Genomic DNA, 20,301 nt, shown 5'->3' with positions numbered 1-20,301 from the left:
TCTTAATATATTTCAATATAATCATCTGATTCTGCTAATTTTAATTCATAACCTAAGGAGGATATCATACTCAATTTATACTTACCCTTAGGAAGGGATGGTGGAATGTAGAAGTAAAGACTATTACCTTCAAGAGTCGCTAAAACCGACACACTACCTATAAAAAGAATGCTGCTATTAATTCCTGTTATATTCACTTTAACTCTATCATTTGCGGTAGCACGTTTGGGATTAAATTCTATTTTTGCTTGCTGTTCTTTTGTAACTATGGAAACCCCAGTTGGTATTTTAACTTGTTTTAAAAAGTTATTCAAATTATAGCCTATATACAGTGGTTTTGTGCCTGCAGATATTTGTGGATTATTGAAATATCCTTCTCCTGGCTTGGTTACAGTAATATCAGCATGAAAATCTCCAACTAAAGCAAAGTACTCCTTATTCGGTATGAAGTTAGCTTTTACCATTATTTTTTCATTATTATACACTTCCGATGCGCTTACTTCCTTAAATTTTAAAGTTTCTACTTTTAAACGTGAATTACTTTGATACTTAAGATGGGGACTTTGTAATATGATCGGGTATTCTCCATCTTCTTCAATATCACCGATTAGTACATTATCTTGAGCATCCCACGTTGTAGTTACCACACAACGTTTGCCACCTAATAAGCAATCTGGATAGGAAACATACTCGTAAACTGTACTAGGTTTTATCTTCACATAAGAATTTGGATGTGCTATTTGTTCTGCAAAAATGATTGCATCATTTGGTATTTTTTGCAATTCGATTTTTTTCGGAAAAATAACACGATCTCTTCCATTATCATAACCTATGGAAAAATTATCTCCATATTGATCATATATAAAATCATGTAGTGAAAGTTCATTGTAATAATTCATCTCTCGATTTCCTACAATAACTCTAACACCTCTGCCAAGATTTTTACCTTGTAATTTTAGATTATCAGAAAGCTTATAGATAGTGTTAGCAGGCGCGAAGATTGAACCAAGCACTTCAACTGCAGTGCAATAATGCAAAGGTTCACTATTATCCTTTAGATTTTTAAAATAAAAATTTATGTTGTCGCCATGTGAATAATAGTCAGGCATTTTAAATGTTAGCGTGTAATTATCCTTCTTTGTGAATGAAATATCTCTCTCTTTACTATCTACCAAACCGTACTCATTATTCAGTTGTGAAAAATCCCCCGTCAAATTGATTTCTTCGTCAGCAGTCGCTTGTAGGTTTTTATAATTTACAATGAATTTCGACAACTGAAAAGACTTAATATTTGTCGCATAGTTTTTGTCTTTGGTCGTAATGTAATAACAGTAGCTATAGGTTTCATTGAACTTAGCAAAACTTATATCTGGTAATTTGTATTCTATTTTTCCTGGTTTTGGAGCTTCTTTAATTGGATATTTTTCCATTAAAGAAAAATCAAAAGCTTGACCATTTTTAGAGATTGCAAAACCATGCTCTACAATTTCCAGACCTTCTGGTAGGTAAGATACCGTCGCAGCTAATATAATCTCCTTATTATTAGCTAGGATAGTTAATTCATTCTCTATTTTTATATTTAATGGAGTTTTATCTTCCTGGTAAACTTCTTCTGTTTTAGTACATGAATATCCAGTCCATAATAAAACAAACAAAAAGAAAAGTCTTTTCATATTTGGATTAAAAATTAAATCAATTGCTGTAATTATTTAAATGCCATTAGAGATTCGTCATACTAACAAAATTGTAATTTTCAAGTAGTAAGAACTTTCCTAACACACAGATAATATTTTATCTAAAATATAAACATTTATCTAGAATTTGCCTTTAAAATATAAGTTTATAGGAAGACTTCAATACCCAATAACTTTTTTTTAATTTCGTCTAGATATTTATTCTTATGAATTATGCTTAATAAAACTAAATTGATGACAGCTATGCTATTGTTTTCTTCTAGTATGGCTATGAGCCAAATGAAGGTAAGAGATGAGTTGCCGGACAAATACAAATGGAATTTGACAGATTTGTATGCGACAGATGAGGCTTGGAAGCAAGAGAAAGACCGCCTTCAGACAGAAATGCAAAAGGTCGCGCAGTATAAAGGTAAGTTAACGCAATCTCCTGCAACGTTATTGGAAGCTTTGGAATTCAATGCGAATCTAGGTAAAGAAATGACAAGATTGTATTCGTATGCTTCTATGAAATCGGATCAAGATACACGCGTAACCAAATACGCAGGAATGAAACAAGAGTTGGGTCAATTATTCTCTCAATATGGAGCCTTAGTTTCTTATATGGAGCCAGAATTGCTGACTTTGAAAGATGAGCAACTAAACAGTTTCTTGAACCAAGAGAAAGGTTTGGCTACCTATAAATTCTATTTAACTGATCTTTTGCGCAAAAGAGCACACAAAGGTTCGGAAGATGTAGAAAAAGTATTGGCATATTCCTCGCTGATGTCGGGAAATGCGGCTAATATTTACAGTACATTCTCGAATGCCGAATTTCCATATGGCGATATCGAAGTAGATGGTAAAACAGTGAAATTAAATGCTTCTAATTTCTCTTTGTACCGCGCTAGTGAAAACCGTGATATTCGTAAAAAAGCATTTGATATTTATTTCGGAAAATTAAATGAATTTCAACGTACCTTAGGTTCTACATTGTATGGCAATTTGAATTCCGCTTTGTTCTATGCTAAAGCGCGTAATTACAACAGCACATTAGAAGCAGCGTTGGATGCTGGAAATATTCCTACGGATGTGTACCATAATTTGGTGAAGAACGTAAATAGCAATTTGGAAACTTTCCACCGCTATTTGAATCTGCGTAAACGCATGATGGGGGTTGACCAATTGCATTATTACGATTTGTATGCGCCATTAGTGGATAAAGTAGATTTGTCCTATACGGTAGAAGAATCTATCGACAATATCTTAAAATCTTTGAAACCGCTTGGTAAAGAGTATGTGGATGTGTCGAAAAAAGCATTCAACGAGCGTTGGATTGATATGTATCCAAATGAAGGTAAACGTTCTGGTGCGTATTCGAATGGTTCAGCTTACGATGTACATCCGTATATTTTGATGAATTACAACGGTAAGTACAACGATATGTCGACGTTGACGCATGAGTTGGGTCATACAATGCACTCTTATTTGACAAACAAAAAGCAACATGTAGCGAATGCAGACTATTCCATTTTCGTGGCTGAAGTGGCTTCTACGTTGAATGAAGAATTGTTGAATGACTACATGTTGAAACAAATCAAAGACGATAAAACACGTTTAGCGATTCTAGGTAATTATTTGGAAGGTGCTAAAGGTACATTGTACCGTCAGACGCAGTTTGCTGAATTTGAATTGATGATTCACGACAAAGTAGCAAAAGGAGAGGCGTTGACAGGAGAAGACTTTGATAAGATGTATTTGGACTTGACGCGCAAATATTACGGTCACGATAAAGGCATCTGTATTGTTGATGAAAATGTAAAATCCGAATGGTCTTACATTCCACATTTCTACTACAATTTCTACGTGTATCAATACGCAACTTCTTACACTGCTTCTGCAGCATTATCAGAGAAAGTGTTGAATGGTTCGGATAATGATCGTAAAAAGTATTTGGATTTCTTGTCTTCAGGAAGTACAAAATACCCTGTAGAATTATTGGTTGATGCTGGGGTAGATATGAATTCAAAAGAACCTTTTGATTTGACAATTTCAAAAATCAATAAGGTAATAACCGAAATGGAAGCTATCTTAACAAGATTAGGAAAGTAATCCTTTTTTAGAAATATGAAGAGAAGCCGTAGCATTGAGTTGTTACGGCTTTTTTTGTTTAAGGGCGTGTCTTACCTATTTTATTTCGTCATATTGAACGTAGTGAAATATCTCATATAATGAACATCTATCATACTTCTAACTTTGTGATTAAAGATTATTTGAAATTTATGAGATGATTTTATCAATATTCTATTATTATAACAATTCAATAAAATTGCATATCAATTTCGCCTGTATGCTTTGTATCTGGTCAGGGATTTGCCTTTCGGGTTACATAGCAATAATGACAACGAGTTTACGTTAGTAGCAAGATGGTATGGAAAGGTCTATAACTATGTTAGTTAGCAGTATTATTTAATTATTTTTGCTATATCCTCGAGCAAATATGGCAAATCACCATGGGGTATAAAGTTTGGAAAAGCCTTTTGATCTTGTAAATTTTTGTCTATGGTTTTGTTTCGCCAGCTTACAATTCCTGGATCGATAAATCTCTTTAATTTGCTATCTATGAAATGGAACCTGTTTCCATGAGCAGCCGCATTTCTAAGATGCCTTAGGAATTTAATGTCATCAATATTCCTAATTTCATGATAAATCGGAAGATCTTTAATGTTTTCATAGGCAAACAATATTAACATGCATGATGCAATACTTGCAACTTCAGCTGATCTATCATCCGATAAACTTATATTAAAGTAATTACTTTTTGATAGGTGAGTATCTTCCTTACATGAAGATTCCATAGATAGTAAAAGATCAGTATCTCCAATCTTCGAATTTAATTCATTTAGACAAAGTCTTGGAGCAATGATACCGCCCCATAAGCAAGTGTATGTGTCAATTGCTAGATAGAATATTTTATCAGTTTCGATTGGTCTCATGTGTTTAGTTTTTTTGCAATAGTTATGGCCAGCGGACTGAGTATTGGATAGCGGCTAATTAGAGAACCGAAAATACGCTATTGTTAAATAGCGGCTTGCAAAATAATAATAATTTATCAATGTATTATCAGATTTACAACTCCAATTTATACACATTTCCTTTAGATCCTGTCAAATAAATCACTTGACCATCAGAACTTTTAACAAGCGTATTAAAACTAAGTGTAGAAATATTTTTCCAATTTTCTCCACCATCGTAAGAAATATCCGTACCTGAAGTACCAGTTGCTAAAACTATATTTTCGGAAATATATAATACATCTGATCGGAAACCTAGGACTGGAGAATTTGGTTTAGTCCAACTTAGACCTGCATCTTTGGTAAGCAAGATATTATTTTGGTTATTTTTGTCTTCTAAGTAATTTCCACCCACAGCAATTCCTGTATTTAAATTCCAAAAATCAATAGCAAAAACTCCTGTGGACGATTCACCCGACCAAATAGGAACATCATATTTATCTATTTTCAATCCCTTTGGATTGTAATTGAAGAAGCTGGAATATTTTCCACCTGTTCCGATATACAAACGATCTTTGAATAGTTTCATGGAAGATCCCGAAGCGGCAAAAGCAGCTTCTCCTTCGTCCGCTATTAAGTAATAATCGTTGCTTACATCCGTCCACGTTTTTCCTTTATTGCTCGTCTTTAGTAATTGAAATTTTCCTTCGATGGGATCACCTAAGATGTACCCAACTTTGCCTACAAAATCCAAATCATCTAAGAAAATGTCGGGATGGCTATTTTCGTACACCATTTGCCAAGTTTTTCCTGCATTGTTGGTGCGAAGTACGACGGCTGGTGAACCAGCGTTGACAATAACAGCTTCCTTATCCGAAAAGGCGTAAATATCCCGAAAATCGTATGTTTCATATCCCGCAGGATTTACCCAATTCCAGGTTTTGCCTTGATCTTTGGAATAACCTACTGTTCCTTTGCTGCCGCTAATCCAAACGGTATTTTTTCCAACTGTCGACATGCCACGAAAGCTTGCCGGAATATTTTCTACCAGAGGAACAAAAGTCTGCGCATAAAGACTCAAACTGATTAGTAAACAGGAAAGGGTAAATACGATTTTCGATAGCATTATGAAGTTTTTATGTTAATTGTGCAAGCAAGTTATCAAACTCTTGGCGTAATTTCGAAAGCTCCGCTTCCAAAGTTCCTACGCGCTCCTCCAGTTGTTGCACTTGACCGCTACTGTTTGATGATGCTACAGCTACTGAATTTTCATAATCTGCTTCATTAAATTCTGTAAACAAATGCACATAACGTGCTTCTTTTTGTCCTGGAAGTTTTGGCAGAAGCTTGATATAAGGTTGTTCGCCATCAGTAAGTTTGTTGAGATAAGATTGTACTTCTTCCATATCTTCGAATTCGTATAACCTGCCCGAATTGGAGTTGATTTCTCCTGCAGTCAATGGGCCACGCAAAAATAGAAGACACAGAATCGCCAATTCAGCTGGCACCAAAGGGTAGTGGATAGCAATATTGTGTTTGTATTTGGTTACTCGCGAACCTCCGCCTACAACTGTAGAAATAAGACCTAGCTTTTTTAACGTATCCAACGTATGGATTACGGTACTCTCATCGTAGTTTACCACTGGCTTACGTGAAGTTTTTTGATTACATGCGGTTTGTAATCCATTAATAGTCATGGGATAATATTCAGGCGTGGTTTTGGATTTTTCTAATAAGGATCCTAAAACACGAATTTGTTCTGCATTTAAGGTTGGTATTGGTTTCTGTGTTTCCATATTCAAATTAAAGGTTAGTACTTTTCGAAGATAAGAATTATTTAGTTCTTCGTATTTTCGTGTGCTAATAAAAAAATACATTGCTTAAGATCGCTCATCATACCGCTTATATTCATCCTTTGCGTGAAGGACATCGTTTTCCGATGATCAAGTACGAACTGATTCCCGAACAATTGCTGTACGAAGGGATTGTTCAGCCTGAGAATTTCTTTGCACCACAGTTAGCTGATTTTGAAACTTGCTGTTTGGCTCACGATAAAGACTATGTGCAACAGCTTTTCGATTTGACTTTGGATGCCAAGATGGTGCGACGCATAGGGTTTCCATTATCCCAATCTTTGGTAGATCGGGAACGATATATTTTGGATGGAACGATTCACTCTGCGCTTTATGCGTTGAAATATGGTATTTCCTTTAATACGGCAGGAGGCACGCATCATGCAGGATTCGATTATGGCGAAGGATTTTGCTTGATGAATGATCAAGCGGTAGCTACAAATTATCTTTTGGCAAACGGTCATGCAAAGAAAATCTTGATTATTGATTTGGATGTGCATCAAGGAAATGGAACGGCTCATATTTTTCTAGATAATCCGAACGTATTTACGTTCTCTATGCATGGCGCGAAAAATTTTCCTTTTATAAAAGAAAAATCAGATAAGGATGTAGAAATGCCTGATGGAATTTCAGATGAAGAATATTTGCGCTTATTAATCAGTAATTTGGAAGAATTGTTTGCTGTAGTAAAACCCGATTTTGTATTTTACCAAGCTGGAGTAGATATTCTATCTTCAGATAAATTAGGTAAACTAAAAGTTTCGAAAGAAGGCTGTAAACATCGTGATTTTCTGGTAATTAATAAATGTTTTGAACTTGGTATACCCGTGCAAATATCGATGGGTGGAGGCTATTCCATTCATATTAAGGATATTGTGGATGCGCACGTATCGACTTATAAAACGGCAATTGATATTTTTGATTTTTAGCCGAAATACTTTTATATTTTTGTTTCTTTAACTTTAATCTATGTTTTTTCATCAAGACGCAACATTCGAGAATTTGTCGATTCATCATGTGGGCAACAAAGCCAATGATGAGTTTTATATACTATCCGAAAATCCTATTGATTTATCTCAAGATGAAATATTGCCCGATTTATTGATGCAATATTTTATGAAGCCTTTTGCGAAGATCACGGAGGTTTATCGTTTTTTTCATCCCAATGAGGAATTAGAATTAAACGAAGTTTACCATTTTGCTAAGAAATTCTTCTCGGGAGATTTGAGTTTTCATGAGTTTTCGCAACAGGTAACGAAGCATTTGTATGAAGTGTCGGATCACCCAAAAATCAAATCTGGTGAGGTGTATGTGGTGGCACTGAAGAACGTACAAATGGAAGGAGAGGACCATGCGGCAGTGGGAATTTTTAAGTCTGAAAATAAAGAGGCATATCTAAAAGTTTATCCAGAGCAAGGTGGTTTTCAATTGAATTATGAGCAGGAAGCAATTAATATCAATAAACTGGATAAGGGTGTTGTCATTGTCAATACCGAGGAAGAGGAAGGATTTAAAGTGTTGGTGGTCGATCAGACCAATCAGTCAGAGGCTGTGTATTGGAAGGACAATTTCTTGAAATTGAAATCGCGTAATGACGCTTATCAGCAGACGGGAAATCTAATGAAAGTGTACAAAAACTTCGTGAACGAAAAATTAGATGAAGTTTTTGAGTTGGAAACGGCGGATAAAATCGATTTGTTGAATCGTTCAATGAATTATTTCAAAAGCAAGGAAACTTTTGATAGTGCCGAATTTGAAGAAGAGGTGATTGGTAATCCACAGGCGGTTTCATTATTCAACGATTACAAACAGAACTTTGAAGATGAATTTGATATGCCTTTTCAAGTAAATTTTGAGATAGCGACTCCTGCTGTCAAAAAAATGGCTAGTTCGTACAAGTCTGTCATTAAATTGGATAAAAATTTCCATATTTACGTTCATGGAAAACGTGAATACCTGGAACAGGGATTTGATGAGGATAAAGGTATGAACTATTATAAGCTGTATTACGAAAATGAGACACAAAGCTAGAAATAGCAAGTTCAAAAAATACTATTACACCATAGGCATTTGTTTGGTTTTGATTCTTCTGATGGAAGTGTTAAAACCAAACACTTTATGGATAGAAAAATATTATTCGCAACTATTCTATCCAGCCATTTCTTACCTCTACATTATTTTATTTTCATGGATTCCATTTAGTGTAGGCGACCTCTTTTATGCTATCGCAGGGATAACTATTTTTTATCAGATTATTCAAATCTTAAGAAGTTTAATTAAATGGAATATACTTAAATTAAGAAGTCATCTTATTTACGTAATAACAATTATTTCAGGTATTTATACATTATTTTATGTCAACTGGGGCTTGAGTTATTACAGAGTTCCTATAGCGAATAAATTAGATCTTGATGGGTATAAAATAACCAAAGAAGAGCATCTTAAAGTATTGAATAAATACATCACTATTGCTAATGATTTACGCGAGCAAATAGATGTAGATATTAAAACAAAAAAAGGAGTGAAAGGAGATTTGACAGAAATAGTTCTGCAAGACACCTTATTAAATGATTATCTCTGTAAAACTCAAGTTTGTGTGAAAACCCCAATTTCAAGTGAACTGTCATCTTATTTTACGGTTTCAGGCTATTTCAATCCGTTTACCTTAGAAGTTCAGGTGAATCAATTGATTCCAAATGCTTCTTATCCTTTTGTGAATGTGCATGAGATGGCACATCAAATGGGTGTGGGCTTCGAGGACGAATGTAATTTTGTTGCTTTCCTGACGTTGAAGGATAATGAAGATTTGTGGTATAAATATTCGGCTTATTACTCCGCTGTTGAATATTTGCTGCAACCTCTGTATGGTAATAAAGAGTTATTTGAAACCTATAAAGCTAAATTATCTTCTAAGGTTTTAGCTGATTTTCGTCAAGAAAGAGAGTTTTGGCAATCGTATCGCGGTTGGATAGATAAGATTTCAGGCGTGTTTTACAACCAATTTTTAAAACATAATAATCAACTCGAAGGATTGGATCGTTACAGTATGATGGCAACTCTTCTTGTCGCTTGGGAAAAACAACAAGAAGAATTGCCGTAAGTTTTTAAAACTTCTCTATCCAATTTTCAAAAGCTTGCACGAATTTCTTGCATAACTCATTGGTTCCATCTGAGTTAATATTTCCATTCTCGTCCAATATTTTGGTTACATTTCCAATATACATTTCAGGTTGCTGTAGACAAGGCATATTGAGGAAAGTAAGACATTGACGCAAATGGTGATTGGCTCCAAAAGCACTGATAGCTCCCGGAGAAACTGAAACAATAGCCGCAGGTCTGCCATCCCATTGACTTTTGCCATAAGGTCTAGAACCTACATCCAAGGCATTTTTTAATACTGCCGGAATGGATCTGTTGTATTCTGGTGTAAAAAATAAAAAGGCATCAAAAGAGGAAAGGGTATTTCGAAAGTTGGCGTAGCTTTCTGGTGGATTTCCTTGGTCAATATCTTCGTTGTACAAAGGTAAGTCGCCAATTTCTATGAATTCGTAGCTGTATTTTTTATCTAATATTTCAACTAGATTTTTAGCAATTTTCTTGTTGAAGGATTCCTTGCGCAAGCTTCCTACTAGTATTCCAATTCTTTTGCTCATAACGTTTTTGTTTTAATTGTATGAAGCAAACAATTAGATGCCATCAAAAGTTTCAAAAAAAGCGAACTAGGATTCGTAGTTCGCTTTTTTAAAGTGTTAGGATATCGTTTCCAAAATATCTAAGATTAAAGGATAAGTATTTTCTTTTACTTTTTTCAGATCCTTTTTGTTTAACCATACGGCTTCAGTGATATCTTCTTCGGTCTGTGGAACCAATTTAGGGACTTTGTTTACGCCCATATCGTACCATTTGGTTTGCTTAAGGACAAATTTGCCACGCATGATGTAAGTATGGTAAGTGGTCGCAATTCTGTCGCCTAAATAATCCACCTTAATACCGCATTCTTCTTCTACCTCACGGACAGCAGCTTCACGCATTTTTTCACCTTCGTCTACTTTCCCTTTTGGCAGATCCCATTTACCTAGACGATGAATAAATAAGTAGTCACCTTCTCCATTTCTCACCAAACCACCTGCTGCGTAAATAATTTTAATGTCAGAGATAATTTTCTTAAAAAAAGAGGTAATTTCAGGATGTACAAACAAATAGGTAATTTGTTGGTTTTTAGTGGATATGTTAAAAAGTTTTTCTAAGTCAATTTCTTGTAATCCAATCGTTTGTACATTTTTTTTGATCTTAGGAGCAAAATCTGCTAAAATTAGCAGGCTTTGGTTCATATAAATTTTATAAATTTGTGCCATGAATAATTTAAATGAGGTTGAACAAAAAGTTGCTGAATCCTTATTGCAAATTAAAGCAATAAAATTACAACCTAAAAGTCCTTTTACATGGGCTTCGGGTTGGAAGTCTCCAATTTATTGTGATAATCGTATCACACTTTCCCATCCAGCTATCCGTACTTACATTCGTCAGAAATTAGCAAAACTTATCCAAGAAGAATTTGGTTCTGTAGAAATGATTTCTGGTGTTGCTACAGCAGGTATTCCACAAGGTGTATTAGTAGCACAAGATTTAGGTTTACCATTCACGTATGTACGTAGCAGTGCAAAAGATCATGGCCGTCAAAATTTGATTGAAGGTGAAGTAGTCGAAGGACAACGTGTAGTTGTTGTAGAAGATTTAGTTTCTACTGGCAAAAGCTCATTACAAGCTGTACAAGCATTGCGCGATGCAGGATGTAATGTGGTAGGATTAGTGTCGATATTTACTTATGGATTTGACGAAGCAGCTAAAAACTTTGCTGATGCGAAATGTCCTTTGTTTTCATTATGTAACTATGATGCATTGATTAAAGTAGCGGTAGATAATAGTTATGTATTGGATTCTGATGTAGAATTTTTACAATCTTGGAGAAAAGATCCAGCAAACTGGTCTCCAGCACAATAATCAATATATACTAACTATGACTATTATTCAAAACAGTGTTGTAATAAACAAGCCTATTAAGGAAGTTTATGATTTTTTAAGTGATTTAAATAATCACGAACAATTAATGCCTGAAAATATCTATAACTGGTCTTCAACAGCTGATGAAGCTCGTTTTACAATCAAAAACATGGCTAAATTGGCACTTAAAATTAGTGAACGTGTAGAGAATAAAGAAATAGTTTGTGTTCCCTCAGAAGAGGCTCCATTTGAAGTGAAATTAGCTTGGCAAGTAGAGGAAGTTTCAGCGAATGAAACAAAAGCTACTTTTATCATCGAAGCTCAATTGAATATGATGATGAAGATGATGGCTTCAGGACCATTGAAAAAGTTAGTGGATCATCAAACGGGTCAATTAAAAGAAAAACTAGGGTAATCTTAATCTTTGATTACTTAACATATTAAAACAAAGGCTTCAAACTCTAATTTTGAAGCCTTTGTTTTTTTAGAACGTAAAGGTGAGATGCGTTAAAAATTTATTCACTAGCTCTGTTCGGCCTTTACTGATATTTTGTGCAATGGGCGTTTGATAAGAAAACCCAAAAGCTACACCACGTAACGTTGCTTCTAATCCTAAATTTGTATTCGTGTTATATCCTCCAGTCTCATCGATTTGATAATCCATAGTATGATCTTTGGCTTGATTTTCATATTGCAGGCCCACGTTCGGACGAAGCTTTATATCGCTGCTTAGTGCGGTATTATAATACACACTTCCATTAAGTGTTAATTTGTTGCCATATTGGTAGTCATCTTTGTTTTTTGTGTTGACCTTATAGCTTGCATTTGTGTTCAAACCTATATTATTCAATCGAATGTCGTAGTTTACTGAACCTGTAAAATCTACACTTCCTGTTCCCAATTGATAGATATTAGGGGAGTTCATATTGGTAAACTCATCTTTATTATATTGACCAGTAGGTAATTTTGCGCCCACGCCAACCCAAATCGATTGTGTAAATACACTTTCTTTATTCAGTAAATTGAAATAACCGCTCAGATTAATATCGCCTAAGCCATCTTTTTTAGACTTCGAGTCAGTTCCATAATTAAACTTTTCGATATGGCTGTAAGGAACAATCGCCATTACACGCCAACGCGAACCAATGTTCCAAGCAGACCATAATTCTGCGGTATGGTATTTTTCTTTGTTGCTTAATGCTGTGGTTTTGCCATCAACGTCCAATTGCGTATTGACGTAGTTAAAATGATAACGTATTCCCACAAAACGTTTATTAAAATTGGGAAGTAATCCCGTGTAATTGCTTCCTAATCCGCCACCGCAAATTTCACAAGCGAAAAGACTCGTGAAATTCATTCCTGCAATCGCTGTTAATAGTATAATTTTTCTCATGGCTGCATAAATAGTTTATTGTTGACGAATGATTCATCATTCAACGTATTGAGGAAAGCGAGCAAGTCTTGCATTTCCTTTTGATCAAGTGGAATTCCGTTGTTTTCTTTCAAAATAGGATCGAGGTTGGCTGTTTGTTGTACCTCTTTTGCATAATGTTTTAACACACCTTCCAATGTATAAATGCTCCCATCGTGCATGTATGGAGCAGTATATTTTAAATTCCGCAACGTCGGCACCTTAAATTTTAATTTATCTTCCTCGCGCAGTGTAATTTCATATCTGCCCAAATCTTTTACGATATTGATCCCTAATCCATTATCTCGAAAGCTGTGATCTGTAAATAATGGTTCACGATGGCAGGAATTACATTTGGACTGAAAGATTTTGTATCCATTTTCTTCCGCTGTAGTAAAAGACGCCTCTTTTCTTTGTACTTTATCGTATTTCGAATTAACTGAAACGAGCATTACCATAAAATGTGAGAGTGCTTTGAATACTTGTGTAGAATTTATTGTTGATGTTCCAAACGCTTTTTGAAACAAAGCTGGATATTGCTGATGCGCCTGCAGTTTCTTCACCACATTTTCCATTGTTTCATCCATTTCTATAGGATTGTGAATGGGAACCATTGGCGCCAGATCCAATTGCTGTACACCACCATCCCAGAAAAACGAATTTGACCAAGCTAAATTAATTAGCGCACTGGAATTGCGAATTCCCAATTGGTCATCAATTCCATGGCTCACATCGTGTCCGTGATGAGTAAAAGCATTTTGACTAACATGACAGCTTGCGCAGGAAATAGTATTGTCACGTGATAAAATACCATCATGAAAGAGTTTCTTTCCCAATTCAAAAGTCTCTTTACTCAATGGAGTAATAGCAAAACTATAAGTGGGCTCCGGAAAATGTATCGGTTTTTGAAATCCTATAAATGTGCTAAGATTCAAATCTTCCACCTTTTTACAAGCCCAAATCCCACAAAACACGAAAAGCAATACCAATAGCTTTTGCTTATTTTTCATTATTTGCTATCTTTTGAAAATTGTGCGTATGATCATGCGTAAACATTGTAGCATAATTATCTGCTATGTCTGAGTGCGGTCCCGAATGCATGACCATAGGGGTAGTTGCAATTGACATACTGTTCGGACCATCAAAGACTTTACCGATATCCACCATTAAATGAATGTCTGAAGAAAGGTTTTCTTGTACTTTGCTGATTCCAGCTTTTGTTAAATCAATTTTAATAACACGGTTATTATTGACGGTTCGAGTTTCATACCCTCCAAAAAATCCAATGTGATATTTATAACTTTTGGAAGCATTCGGAGAGGCAGCAGAAGTGCCCTCTATTTTGAAGTGGATATAACCCGAGTTCCAATCCCAATACATTCCATTGGTAGCTACATCCAATACACCAGCTCTCTTTTCAACAGGTAATGTATTGGTGAGGCTATCTACTCCCAAATTAAATTCTAAAGTTTGGTATTCGCCTTCAGGAATGTTTAGTGTAGGTTGTAAAGATTCCGATTGACTGGCATTTATTAAAAAGAATGACTCTTCTTTAGGAATAGTAAATACTTCGCCGTTAGTTTTGGTGAATTTGATATTGCTGACAAAATATTTAAGAATATTAATATTGAAGGTTTCATTACTATTATTCGAATAGGTGCCATCATTCAATACTAGTTTTTTTGCGCCGACAATATGGTCGAACTTTAGTTTTACTTGTCCGACTTTTTTGTCATCAATTTGGATATCCTTATTTTTTGTACAACCGCACAATAGGGTGCTCAAGCATAGTACACCCATTAAAATTTTTTTCATGAAATATTAATTAGATAAATAACACTGTATTCTGTCTAATGCACATTAATGGCTTGGCAGAATGATTTTTTTTAAAAGAAAAGAATGTTATTATCCAAAGAGCGGCGGGCGATCCAAAGTAAAGGAATAATCCTTAGGATTCAGATTAGAAGTATATAAACTGTAAATTTTGTTTTGGATTGGTAACAATGAGGTCAATTCAAACGAAAAGAAATCAGTGTTTACAGCTAGGCCTTCTTGAAAATTAATTTTGAAGCTTTGCTGTTCATTTTCTTGTTGGCTTTTTAATTTCTTCATCAAATAACACTGCCCATGACAAGTATTATTTTCCATACTGCGCTGTACACACAAATATTTCTCGATATAATTCTGATTATAATAGAATGAAGTACATATCACTAAAGTCATGTTGCATTGTATTAACATGATAGGGATTAGGATATATAACAGCCAAGTTTTCATTCGTGGCAAATCTACAATATTGTATGAGGAAATAAAATTATTAATTACAATTTTTTATGTGATAAATTTATTTGGATTAATTCTTAATAACGTATATATTTGTCCTGTCAACTTGAACAGAGGTAGTATTAAACATGATTTGTCCATTAGCTAACGTAGAAGAGGTATTCAAAACAGAAGTAGGAGCGGTTTACCAATGTAGCAGAAAAAATTGCTATTGGTTGGAATTCCAGGATACAACGACATCTTTTAGTGTTAGTGACTTCCTTTTATTCAAAAAGCGTATTGATAGCATTGACATCGAAAATATGCTGTGTGATTCTTCCAGAAGTTCGGATTTTGAAATTGTAATGCCTTTCCGTACTGAACGTTGTTTTCTTCTTTCCGTAGAAGATATTCTCAATCTTCGCGAGATTTTAGATGGCGCTAAATTTATGATCGAGTTTAATGGCCAAATGAAGAGCTTTTTACGTCGCGGAGCGGTTTTTGCCTTTTAATTTTAATTGTACTGATTCTAAATAACTTACAAATTCCAAGTCTAATTTAGACTTAATTTGTATTACACTTTTTTTATCCAATTCATCTTTCTTGCACTTATCTTTGTTCTAGTTAGTAAGTGGTATAACTATTGCTTATTAATTATTAACGGTAATTGTAACAATTAAACTTTATACATATGAAAGATTTATTGAAATTAAAATCATCTTTGTCAGAAGAGATCGAAAATATATTAAACGCACAAATTAAAGTAGAAGCTCATTCATCAGCATTATATTTAGCAATGTCTGCGTGGTGTGATGATCAGGGCTTAGACAACGCTTCCAAATTTTTTGCTAAACAATCGAACGAAGAGCGTGAGCACATGCTTAAAATCTTCAATTATATTAGCAGCCGTGGTGGTAAACCGATTTCACCAGAAGTGACAAATATTCCTCAAGATTTCGAGTCTTTCCGTGGTGTATTTGAACAAACATTGGAACAAGAAATGTTCGTTACTGAGCAATTCAATAATATTGCTGCAAAATGTCAACAAGTGAAAGATTACGTGACTTTTAACTTTTTAGGCTGGTTCTTAGAAGAGCAAGTTGAAGAAGAATATGTAGCACGTAGAATTCTTGAATTATTCGATGTAATCGGTGAAGAAGGAACAGGTCGTTGGGAAATTGATAGACATTTGGTAAAAGTTTGTTTTGACGGTGAATAATTAGAAACAAAAGTTCAGACAAACAAATAAAAATCAAAAGGAAGATATTGAATTGCAATATCTTCCTTTTTGTTTATACTATAAAATTAAATTTATCGTTTTATATAAAAGTAGCCGTAAACATTCTTTGAATGTATTTTATTTACTATATTGAGAAACGGTATTTCAGGTTTACACTGTGTCTTATTTTAAGCGAAACATAATCGTTTTTGTGTGGTTTGTTATCTTCATAACAGCACATTCTTCATATGCACAGACTCAACTAAGCGGCGTGGTCAAAGACACAATCGGAAATCCCATTAAAGATGTTATTGTTCGCCTACATACTGATCATGATACTTCTATCAGTATTACCAATTCCTTAGGAATTTATTATTTTAAAAATGTGGAAGCTCGACAATTTCAGATTACCTATAATATGTTAGGTTATTTGGTTGAATCTAATAATTATGTCAAAGAAAATGGAGATGATTATGTGCTATTACCAGAAGTTGTTCTCCGCCGTGGTACTTATGCTATTCAGGACGTTTCAGTGACTCGAGTGATTCCGATGGTCATAAATGGAGATACTATACAGTATAATTTGGGCGCTTTTTCCTTCCGAAAACAAACTTTGCTAGAAGATGGTTTGAAAAAAATACCTGGCTTTCAGATAACGCGTGATGGTTCAGTTTATTTTAACGGATATCATATCAAGAAAGTAAAAGTAAACAACAATGAATTTTTTGGAGGTGACATTATTACAGCGACGAAAAATCTTCCTGTGGATTATATCAATAATATTCAACTCATTGAACTGAATAATAAAAGTGAAAATACCGAAACAGGTATTGCTGATTACCAAGAGAAAGAAAAGTTATTGAACATCAACTTGAAGGAAGATAAGAAGATTTTACATTTTGGTCAATTGACTATCGGTTCGGGAACTAATGGCCGATATTTGGGGAGTTTTGGTATTAACAGGTTTAACGATGGAAATGAATTATCCATATTAGGTTCCTTCAATAATACTAATACAAATTTGTTTTCCTATGGTGATATTTCGGGAGGAAAAAGGAGCCAAACCACATTGGATATTGATGAATTTATAGATCCTATTGATGGTATTAATACTACTTCATCGGTTGGAATTAATATAGCCAAAAAAGTTGGGAAGCAATCTCGTCTGAATTCCTCATATAACTATGTCAAAAAGAATACGTCGATTAGTGGATATTCCCGGATGAAGTCTACTTATATTGGCAATACCATTACCAAAGATGAAGATTATGATGAAGAACAAGAGGACGATAATCATAAATTAAGATTGTTTCTGGATGGAAAATTGGATAACAAGGATATTCTGAAGGTAGAAGGGAATCTGACTTATAATTTAAAATCAATCTTTAATAATAAGGTATCCAATGTTAGTAATTACCAAGAAATAAATAAAGGTACAAATAGAGATTCTGCTATTCATAAAATTCCTATTGCAGATATCGATATCCTTTATTCTAAATATTTCAATAAGAAAGATCGGAAGTTGGTGGGAAAATTTAATGCAAGGTCACATACATTAAAGAATAATCAATTCGTAAATGAAGAGTATTCCGTTTATAGCAAAAATGTAATAGATTATTCGGATGAACTAAATAATCAATTCATCGATCAAAGAAATAAAAATGGCTCTGCAAACCTCTCTTTATCTTTTGTAGAACCATTTTTGAACCATAGTGTTTTTGAATTTAAATATGAATATGATCATAGCAATATTGATGCTAGACGTTATGTATACAATTGGTTAGATGCTCGTGCATCCAATACCGTAGATTCGTTGACAGTAGATTATGGTTATAAATTTAATAGTAATAAAGTCGGTATCATCTATCAATTTACACCGAATAAAAAACTAAAGTTTAATGTAGGATTTGCCGTTCAGCCCATCTTTATGAATGGTAAAGTTTTGAATGATACGCTGGAGTATAACTATGACAATATCAACTTAGTACCTACGACAAACTTTAGTTATAAGTTATCTAATAACGTTGATTTTCAAATCAGTTATAGAGGAAGGAATAATCAGCCAAGTTTCTTCCAAATTGTTCCTGTATTTAATAATACGAATTCCAGAAATATTATACTCGGTAATCCCGAATTAAAGTCTGAATTCTCACACGGTTTCGTCACTACAATGAGGGCTTTTATACCTTCACGCGTGCAATATATAGAGACTAATTTTGCCTATAATTATGTAAAGGATAAGATCGTAACAGACAAAAAACCAGTAGAAAATAGTACGATTCAACAAACGACTTTCCGAAATGCAAAAGGCTATTATGATTGGAGATGGAATTATGTTTTCAATACGCCTTTCGAAAATGATGATTGGATGCTTGAAATGACTGGTGGATTGGATTATTACAATAATTTGTCCTACATTGAAGATAGAGAACGTACCACAAAGCAATTTATTTTAGCGCAAACTCTACAACTAAAATATTCGTTAGGGAATTATTTAGAAAGCATGTTTAATGCGAATTATTCTCGTAATAAAGCGAGTTATGATATTCCGTTTCGCACAAAAATTAACGTAGAAACTTTATTTATGGGTTTAGGGGCTAAAGGCTATTTGAACGATAATTTTTCTATGGGATTTGAAATGTCCCAACGATATAATGATGGTTACATTAATAAGTTTATGAATGTAAACCAAACCTTGATGAATGCCTTTCTAGAATATACGTTTTTACATAATCGCACTGCGCTATTGCGGTTGCAAGCGTATGATTTATTTGATCAAAATACGCAAATGGGTATGTATTCCGAATACATTGGAAATGATGTGTTTGAAGAAAGAAAAAATCGATTGGGAAGATATTTTATGTTATCCCTAAATATTAGAATGCAGAAATAGAAGATGATGAAAACCGTAGTGATTACAGAATTTGGAGGACCGGAAGTTTTAGAAGTACAGGAAAGACCTATTCCAAAAATAGATGCCGATGAAATATTAATAAAGGTAAAAGCTGCAGGAATTAATAGACCAGATATTTTTCAAAGACAAGGTAAGTATCCTGCACCTGAAGGGGTAGTGCAAGATATTCCTGGCTTGGAAGTCTCAGGTGTTATAGAGAATATTGGAGCAGATGTAGAAGGATTCCAAGTGGGAAATCGTGTAATGGCTTTAGTTCCTGGTGCTGGTTATGCGGAATATGTCAAAGTTCATTACGGTGCTGCTATACAAATTCCAGTTCAGTTAAGTTTTGAAAATGCTGCTGCATTGCCAGAAACATTGTATACAGTTTGGCATAATTTATTTCAGCGAGGCAATCTCCAAAAGGACGAAACTGTATTGATTCATGGAGGGGCTGGAGGAATTGGTTCAACGGTTATTCAATTAGCCAAATTGTTTGGAGCTAAAGTCGTGACAACGGTTAGTTCTGAAGAAAAAGAGAATTTTGTATTAAGTTTAGGAGCGGATAAAGTCATTAATTATAAGAATGAAGATTTTGAAGAGGTATTATCTTCTTCAAAGGTCGATGTAATCCTGGATTATATTGGAGGAGAATACTTCAATAAAAATATAAATGTGTTGAGAGAGGAAGGAAGGCTTATTTACATCAATGCAATGAAAGGAGCAAAGGTGGAATTGAATCTCTTCAAATTAATGCAAAAGCGCATTTCACTTTCGGGAAGTACATTGAGAAATAGATCAGCTTCGTTCAAACAATCTTTAATGCAAGAGATTGTAAAGAAAGTTTTACCATTGTTTGAGGATAATAAATTTCATATTCCTATTTTCAAAAAATTCAACTATTATGAAGCCTCCAAGGCACATTCTTTAATGGAAAGTGGAGCTTTCTTAGGAAAATTAGTGTTGGTTTTTTAGTGT

20 protein-coding genes are annotated in these 20,301 nt (G+C 34.3%); 10 read left to right on the top strand and 10 right to left on the bottom strand.

Annotation, left to right across the window (positions count from 1 at the left end):
- Positions 1-2 precede the first annotated feature (2 nt).
- Entirely contained in the window at positions 3-1,673 is a 1,671-nt protein-coding gene (locus tag H8B04_RS02655; RefSeq protein WP_165289537.1) for a hypothetical protein, read from the bottom strand.
- A gap of 234 nt (positions 1,674-1,907) precedes the next feature.
- On the opposite strand from H8B04_RS02655, the gene pepF reads away from it, so the two are divergent.
- Positions 1,908-3,782, top strand: a complete 1,875-nt coding sequence (gene pepF, locus H8B04_RS02650; RefSeq protein WP_165289539.1) for an oligoendopeptidase F — start codon at positions 1,908-1,910, stop codon at positions 3,780-3,782.
- Between the two features lie 353 nt (positions 3,783-4,135).
- Here the strand turns inward: pepF and H8B04_RS02645 are convergent, their stop codons facing one another.
- The 3 genes from H8B04_RS02645 to H8B04_RS02635 form a co-directional block, all read right to left on the bottom strand.
- Entirely contained in the window at positions 4,136-4,666 is a 531-nt protein-coding gene (locus H8B04_RS02645) for a hypothetical protein (RefSeq protein WP_165289541.1), read from the bottom strand.
- Between the two features lie 133 nt (positions 4,667-4,799).
- Entirely contained in the window at positions 4,800-5,810 is a 1,011-nt protein-coding gene (locus H8B04_RS02640; protein WP_223815220.1) for a WD40/YVTN/BNR-like repeat-containing protein, read from the bottom strand.
- A gap of 10 nt (positions 5,811-5,820) precedes the next feature.
- Positions 5,821-6,480 carry a YceH family protein gene (locus tag H8B04_RS02635; protein ID WP_190301350.1) on the bottom strand — a complete coding sequence of 220 codons (660 nt, stop codon included), beginning with the start codon at positions 6,478-6,480 and terminating at the stop codon, positions 5,821-5,823.
- Positions 6,481-6,560: 80 nt separating this feature from the next.
- Here H8B04_RS02635 and H8B04_RS02630 point away from each other — a divergent pair, with 80 nt between their 5' ends.
- Genes H8B04_RS02630 through H8B04_RS02620 form a run of 3 tightly spaced genes read left to right on the top strand, consistent with a single transcriptional unit; the run spans position 6,561 to position 9,637 of the window.
- Positions 6,561-7,466 (top strand): histone deacetylase family protein, encoded by a 906-nt coding sequence (locus tag H8B04_RS02630; protein ID WP_190301349.1) that lies wholly within the window; start codon positions 6,561-6,563, stop codon positions 7,464-7,466.
- A gap of 40 nt (positions 7,467-7,506) precedes the next feature.
- Positions 7,507-8,568, top strand: coding sequence for a nucleoid-associated protein (locus H8B04_RS02625; protein ID WP_165289545.1), 1,062 nt, complete (start codon positions 7,507-7,509; stop codon positions 8,566-8,568).
- Complete coding sequence (locus tag H8B04_RS02620; RefSeq protein ID WP_190301348.1) at positions 8,552-9,637, top strand: DUF3810 domain-containing protein; 1,086 nt, start codon at positions 8,552-8,554, stop codon at positions 9,635-9,637. Before H8B04_RS02625 ends, H8B04_RS02620 begins: the two co-directional genes overlap by 17 nt.
- Positions 9,638-9,641: 4 nt before the next feature.
- Here the strand turns inward: H8B04_RS02620 and H8B04_RS02615 are convergent, their stop codons facing one another.
- A complete protein-coding gene (locus tag H8B04_RS02615) occupies positions 9,642-10,190 on the bottom strand; it encodes an NADPH-dependent FMN reductase (protein ID WP_165289548.1) in 549 nt (182 codons plus the stop codon).
- Between the two features lie 96 nt (positions 10,191-10,286).
- A complete protein-coding gene (locus H8B04_RS02610) occupies positions 10,287-10,892 on the bottom strand; it encodes an NUDIX hydrolase (protein WP_190301347.1) in 606 nt (201 codons plus the stop codon).
- Here H8B04_RS02610 and pyrE point away from each other — a divergent pair.
- Both pyrE and H8B04_RS02600 read left to right on the top strand, forming a co-directional pair.
- Entirely contained in the window at positions 10,891-11,538 is a 648-nt protein-coding gene (gene pyrE, locus H8B04_RS02605; protein ID WP_165289552.1) for an orotate phosphoribosyltransferase, read from the top strand. The two genes, H8B04_RS02610 and pyrE, sit on opposite strands and share 2 nt — an antisense overlap.
- 16 nt (positions 11,539-11,554) lie before the next feature.
- Complete coding sequence (locus H8B04_RS02600) at positions 11,555-11,953, top strand: SRPBCC family protein (RefSeq protein WP_165289553.1); 399 nt, start codon at positions 11,555-11,557, stop codon at positions 11,951-11,953.
- A gap of 69 nt (positions 11,954-12,022) precedes the next feature.
- Here H8B04_RS02600 and H8B04_RS02595 read toward each other — a convergent pair whose 3' ends face one another.
- From H8B04_RS02595 to H8B04_RS16960, 4 genes are all read right to left on the bottom strand, one after another.
- Entirely contained in the window at positions 12,023-12,931 is a 909-nt protein-coding gene (locus H8B04_RS02595; protein WP_190301346.1) for a transporter family protein, read from the bottom strand.
- Positions 12,928-13,959, bottom strand: coding sequence for a cytochrome c peroxidase (locus H8B04_RS02590; RefSeq protein ID WP_165289557.1), 1,032 nt, complete (start codon positions 13,957-13,959; stop codon positions 12,928-12,930). The genes H8B04_RS02595 and H8B04_RS02590 overlap by 4 nt, the downstream gene beginning before the upstream one ends.
- Complete coding sequence (locus tag H8B04_RS02585; protein ID WP_190301345.1) at positions 13,949-14,764, bottom strand: MbnP family protein; 816 nt, start codon at positions 14,762-14,764, stop codon at positions 13,949-13,951. Before H8B04_RS02585 ends, H8B04_RS02590 begins: the two co-directional genes overlap by 11 nt.
- 90 nt (positions 14,765-14,854) lie before the next feature.
- A complete protein-coding gene (locus H8B04_RS16960; RefSeq protein ID WP_223815218.1) occupies positions 14,855-15,226 on the bottom strand; it encodes a hypothetical protein in 372 nt (123 codons plus the stop codon).
- 134 nt (positions 15,227-15,360) lie between these two features.
- On the opposite strand from H8B04_RS16960, the gene H8B04_RS02575 reads away from it, so the two are divergent.
- The 4 genes from H8B04_RS02575 (at position 15,361) to H8B04_RS02560 (ending at position 20,298) form a co-directional block, all read left to right on the top strand.
- Entirely contained in the window at positions 15,361-15,723 is a 363-nt protein-coding gene (locus H8B04_RS02575; protein WP_165289562.1) for a DUF6686 family protein, read from the top strand.
- A gap of 179 nt (positions 15,724-15,902) precedes the next feature.
- The gene (locus H8B04_RS02570) at positions 15,903-16,430 is read left to right on the top strand and encodes a ferritin (RefSeq protein WP_165289564.1); all 528 of its coding nucleotides are present in this window, start codon (positions 15,903-15,905) and stop codon (positions 16,428-16,430) included.
- A gap of 211 nt (positions 16,431-16,641) precedes the next feature.
- Positions 16,642-19,323, top strand: a complete 2,682-nt coding sequence (locus H8B04_RS17315; protein WP_190301343.1) for a TonB-dependent receptor — start codon at positions 16,642-16,644, stop codon at positions 19,321-19,323.
- A gap of 3 nt (positions 19,324-19,326) precedes the next feature.
- A complete protein-coding gene (locus H8B04_RS02560) occupies positions 19,327-20,298 on the top strand; it encodes an NAD(P)H-quinone oxidoreductase (RefSeq protein WP_223815217.1) in 972 nt (323 codons plus the stop codon).
- Positions 20,299-20,301: the final 3 nt, after the last annotated feature.

Source organism: Sphingobacterium litopenaei, from assembly GCF_014692495.1.
Taxonomy (GTDB): Bacteria; Bacteroidota; Bacteroidia; order Sphingobacteriales; family Sphingobacteriaceae; genus Sphingobacterium; species Sphingobacterium litopenaei.
This window is presented reverse-complemented; position numbering and strand designations above follow the sequence as displayed.